We start from the raw sequence: 5,018 nt of genomic DNA, 5'->3' as shown, positions 1-5,018 counted from the left end.
CCATACCTCTTCCGTCATGGTTTAATAAACTATTACAATTGGAAGAATTGTAGTAGTTTTACATTAAGGTCTTGACTCGGTACGGGTCATATCCGCTTTACGTTGTGCCTAATTTAAAAAACGCCCGAACTAACTATGATGTCTAATATTTCGAAAGCGGAATTAAAAGAAATAAAGCGAAATCTTCCAGATTATAAAAAGATAATTGATCAAGACGACTCATTCATTGAAAATGGAAAATATAAAAAAATTTTTATTAGTGTTTTTGACCATTGGTTAACAAATGAAGAGGCGAATGAAATGATTTTCGTCGACGAAAATTTAAACGAATTAAAAGCACGCAGAAAAAAATTCAAAATGGTTGCGGAGGAATTACATAAAGCAACTGATATTTATTTTTGGAAATATAAACGCAATTATCGAATGGTTTTGAAAAAACCAACGAATTATAAAGACGTTTTAAGGAAATGCGAATTTGACAATTTATGGTCACAAAGCGGAAGAAGATACAGTTTTATTTTGCCAAAATTTTGTGCTATTTACAACGAAGAATGGGATTGGACGAATATCGTTTGGTATACTGATGAGGAAAAAATATTACCGATTTTAAAAATTGTCGAAAAAGCTGGATTGAATATTCTGAAATAAAAACTAGGCACAACATCTAGTATAGCAAATAGCTATTATGAGCTAGATATAAAGTTTGTGTATATTTATAAACATAAATAATAAACTGAAAATTAAGCTAGTATTTGCACGCTACTTGCCATACTAGAGAACCGTTGGCAGCAATATAAAAGATGAAACTCTTATTAGAAATAGTAGTTGGTTACATGTACAAAGTTCAAAAGAACCAACTTGACACTTCGAAATATGCGAAAGAGTTTGCAGCAATACGACATGGTAACTATTTCCAATTTTTTAATGAAATTGAAAAAGAGGTTGACTTGATTGTAACCTATGAAAATGGACAAATAAAAACTAATAATAAAGTTAAGAAGAACGACGTTGCATTCATTGCCCTTACCAAAGTCGGAGAGTGTCTGAGAGATTTTTACCAAAGAATATTTCAGACTTATGGCGAACTTAAAGACCCTGACATGTCTGATGAAGATTTTCAAAAAGCAGCATATTTTGAACTCTCTATCAGAATGCACTCAAATGACAAGCGACTACCAAATGAAGAAATAAAGTTTGTTGACATAATTGAGAGATTAGAACTAACACAAAGTGAAAAAGACACTTTACATCAAGGCAGAAAATTCATAAACTATATTAAGAGACCCTGGAAAATGAAAAATAAGTGGAGTGATGAACTAGAGAGGTTTAACATAGCTTTCGAGTTAATAAAAACTAAGAAATTGACAATAATTTAATAAATACTGCTGCCAACATCGCATATGTTTTATGGCTAACTGCCTTACTGAATCGAAAATTTCGGTATGTTTATAAAATAAAAGCTTAACCGAATAACATGTACCTGTTTGCCCGCCACAAACACATATGCGAGAAACGTTAGCAATAACAGTGCAAAACAAAAATCACGGCTTTTAATTAATGATGGAGTAGTGCACAATTTTTTTTGGATTTTAAGAAACTAAATCTGAACAATCCTTTTTTGGGAACTAAACGCTAAGATGGTCTTTGCTTTTTTGTGATATTAGATTTTTAATCCGAAAAAAAGGACTTTTTGCGAAATTCTAGCCAGCGTTCTGGTCCGTTCTTAATCCAAAAAAGGCGTCAGTGGTTAAAACGATGAGGCAACCTAAATGCCCTCAGGCAATTGCTGTTTAACTAAAAGTTTTTAAAAATTCTGAAGTCTGATTTATTTGCTGAAATCTGGCTGGCATTTTGACTCGGTTGCCCTTGTATAAATCTTTTGCCAGTTTTAAATTGCAACATCAGGCTGCACTGCTCTAGCTAACACCGGCTATAGTTTATTGCTAGGTCGTTGCCAACTTGCGAAAATCTTCTCAAATTTTTTATTCGGTTTTTATTTGCTAAATTAGATGCCGAGACACGCAACAAACCATAGCCAATCTCGTTCTCTTTCATTGCTCTGACTAAATTCCTTGCTGGAATTCATTCAGAGTCTTTAATTTTCGGGTATTGCATTCTAGTCAGTTTCGGCTGAATTTCAAGTTAAATAAAAGCTGTTAGGCTAATTTAAAAGCCCACTCTGAACTTTACTCAACTTCTGAATCAATCACACTCTGAATTCACTCCAAGGATGACCAGGTCGCTGAAAATAAATCAAAGTTAAATTCGCTCGGATTTTATTCAAACTCTGATTGGATACTTAAAAACAACGCTAACAAAACCATTCCGAAAAACACGCTGAAAAAAAATTCACTCAGACGTGTCGCACCGAAAAGAGAACATCGCATATGGCTTATGGCTAAGGTTTAGGTCAGAACAAAATTTATTGTATTTTTAGAAAAATTAATCCTCAACTGAAAAGCTTGTTTGCAAATCATCGCCACAAGCCATATGCGAGAAACGTTGGCAACAAGCTAAAAATAACTCTAACAATAAAAAAAATGAAGTCATTCCTAATTTTTGCACTGACTATTATTATCTCTCAAAGTGGCTCCGCTCAAACTATAGATTTTGATAAGCTTACATTCCAAAACCTTTCACCCTTCTCATCTAAAGAAAAAATAATTGAAAAATTAGGAGGTCCTCAAGCAGTTTATGAACCAAACTATGAATGCGGATTCTTATCTGCTGAGGAACAGAATAAGCCCTTTTATACTTTGGACTATAATGAATTCAAATTTACCGGCAACGACAATGAAAGTTACGTTTTAGATAAAATCAATTTTGAAACCAGACCTGTAGTTCTTACTTACTCTGGTCATCAGATAAACTCCAAAACGGACATTAATACTCTGGCTAAAATTTTTAGTATGGACGCTTTTCTGGATTTGCCATCTGATACAGGCGTGGTAATAATACCTAATAAAAATAAAGTTCAGGAAGATGGTTACGGATTTGAAATTATAAATGGTAAACTGATTTCCATACACTATTGGAGCCCGTGCTAAAAAAGCCAGTTGCCAACACTGTATAAAAACAATGCTTAATTCAGTCTCAATTCGAAAGTCTGTGCTCGCTTGCAACGCCTGATTGTCCTCCGGCCAATCGAGCTCGCCAGCCCGCACAGTTTTTATACGGGACGTTATGCATTATTTAAATAAATGTCTCGTCCTAAAATAGGTTGACTAAAAATTAAACCAATCATTATGAAAAAATTGAATATCATTTTATCGATCTTACTCTTCTGTTTTATTTCTTGTAAAGAAAGTCCAGAAAAAAAATCTGAAATTGAAAAGCAAGAATTAAGTAAACCACTTATGGATTATGAGGATTTAATATCTGACTATGATAAATGGTGGTCTTATCACTATAATGAGATATCATTAGTATTGGATTTTGAAGCACTGAATGAAAAATCCGAAAAAATTTCAAAAGAAAAATTTTTAAAAAAATTAATTTCTGGGAACTTTATTACTATTGAAGTACAATCTAACGATAGTTCTAGCACTTACAAATTATTTAATCTCCCAAAAAAATTGGAGAATGGAATTTCAAATACTATAAAAAATGATTCCTATAGAGCTTTTAAGCTTTATAAAATGGAAGGAAACAAATTTCCTGATTTTAAAGCAGTTGATATTAATGGAATAGAATATAATAATGAAAAATTTAAAGGAAAAACGACTGTCATCAAAACTTGGTTTATAGCTTGCAAACCTTGTATTGCAGAAATGCCAGAATTGAATAGATTAGTTGATAATTACAAGAATAATAATTTACAATTTTTGAGTCTTGCTCAAGATGACAAGGAAGCTCTCATAAGTTTTCTTAAGAGGAATGAATTTAAATATGATGTTTTACCTAACCAAGAACATTTAATTGAGAATGAACTTAACCTTACTGCATATCCAACTCATTTAATAGTAAATAAGAAAGGTATAATTGAAAAAGTCTTTGATAAAGCATCAGGAGTCATTTCCTATATTGATCAAGACTACTTGCTAATTAATGACAAAAAAACAAATTCAACACCACCAGCACCTCCAGCACCTCCAGCACCACCAAGATAGAAAGGGAAGTAGTAAAAACAATGCATAACATCTAGTATAGCCAATAGCTATTAAAGGCTAAATCCAAAGTTTTGGTATATTTAGAAAGTTAAAAGTTAAACTGAAAATTAAGCTAGTATTTGCACGCTACTGGCCATACTAGAGAACCGTTGTGGTGCATTTGAAATGAAACGAAAAACACTTATCATATTATCTATCTTTATTGGATTAACTAGTTTTGGACAAACCGACTGTGTAAAAGCGGAATCCAAAGCCAAAAAAGACTACAAAGAAGGAAAATACAACTTCCATTCTTTAGAATCTTTGCCAATTGAAAACACTTATCATTTTGTGCTTCGAGATGATTTCAATATAAAATGGAGATTTATTGACCCGGACTCTTTGGACTATTATAGTTGTTACGATTTAAAATTGACTGATTTACTTAAAAAGAAATTTGGACAGGACTTTTTAAAAAAAACGATTGCAAAAGTTGACAGTTTAGAAAAAACAGAAAATTGGAAAAGTGAAGCAAAATTTCCAGGTGGTAAAACTGCAATGTTGAAATTTATTGATGACAGATTAAAGATTGAAAATAGAGAATTAAACGACACAATTCAAACAAGAATGATCATTTTGTTTGCAATTAAAGAGAATGGTGAATTAGACAATGTCAAGGCGATAAGGGGAATAAATGATAAAATTGATAAAAAAGTAGTCGAAATTTTTAATGAAATGCCAAATTGGAAACCAGCTTATCTTTATGGAAAACCGATTCGAAAAATATATTCATATGCAATCAATCTGTAATAGAAAAACGCACCACAACAGCGCATCCTATGAAAAGCAATCGTCCTGATCTTAGTTCAAATTTATAATATTTTTCTTTTAAGCCCTATCTCATTAATTACTAATTTTTAAATCACGTTT

The 5,018-nt window shown here is 32.1% G+C and carries 5 protein-coding genes; all 5 read left to right on the top strand.

The window, feature by feature from the left end:
* The first annotated feature begins 135 nt into the window (after positions 1–135).
* The 5 genes from ACFQ0R_RS11900 to ACFQ0R_RS11880 all read left to right on the top strand — a co-directional run bounded on the left by ACFQ0R_RS11900 (position 136) and on the right by ACFQ0R_RS11880 (position 4,898).
* Positions 136–648 carry a hypothetical protein gene (locus ACFQ0R_RS11900; protein ID WP_379658606.1) on the top strand — a complete coding sequence of 171 codons (513 nt, stop codon included), beginning with the start codon at positions 136–138 and terminating at the stop codon, positions 646–648.
* Between the two features lie 152 nt (positions 649–800).
* On the top strand, positions 801–1,376 hold the full coding sequence (locus tag ACFQ0R_RS11895; protein ID WP_379658605.1) for a hypothetical protein: 576 nt from the start codon (positions 801–803) through the stop codon (positions 1,374–1,376).
* Positions 1,377–2,540: 1,164 nt separating this feature from the next.
* Positions 2,541–3,047, top strand: coding sequence for a hypothetical protein (locus ACFQ0R_RS11890; protein ID WP_379658604.1), 507 nt, complete (start codon positions 2,541–2,543; stop codon positions 3,045–3,047).
* 198 nt (positions 3,048–3,245) lie between these two features.
* Entirely contained in the window at positions 3,246–4,109 is an 864-nt protein-coding gene (locus tag ACFQ0R_RS11885) for a TlpA family protein disulfide reductase (protein ID WP_379658603.1), read from the top strand.
* Between the two features lie 165 nt (positions 4,110–4,274).
* Entirely contained in the window at positions 4,275–4,898 is a 624-nt protein-coding gene (locus tag ACFQ0R_RS11880) for an energy transducer TonB (protein WP_379658602.1), read from the top strand.
* The last annotated feature ends 120 nt before the right edge of the window (positions 4,899–5,018 follow it).

The organism is Psychroflexus salinarum (assembly GCF_042677225.1).
GTDB classification, from domain to species: domain Bacteria; phylum Bacteroidota; class Bacteroidia; order Flavobacteriales; family Flavobacteriaceae; genus Psychroflexus; species Psychroflexus salinarum.
The sequence above is the reverse complement of the archived record's forward strand: the minus strand, read 5'-3'. Positions and strand labels throughout refer to the sequence as shown.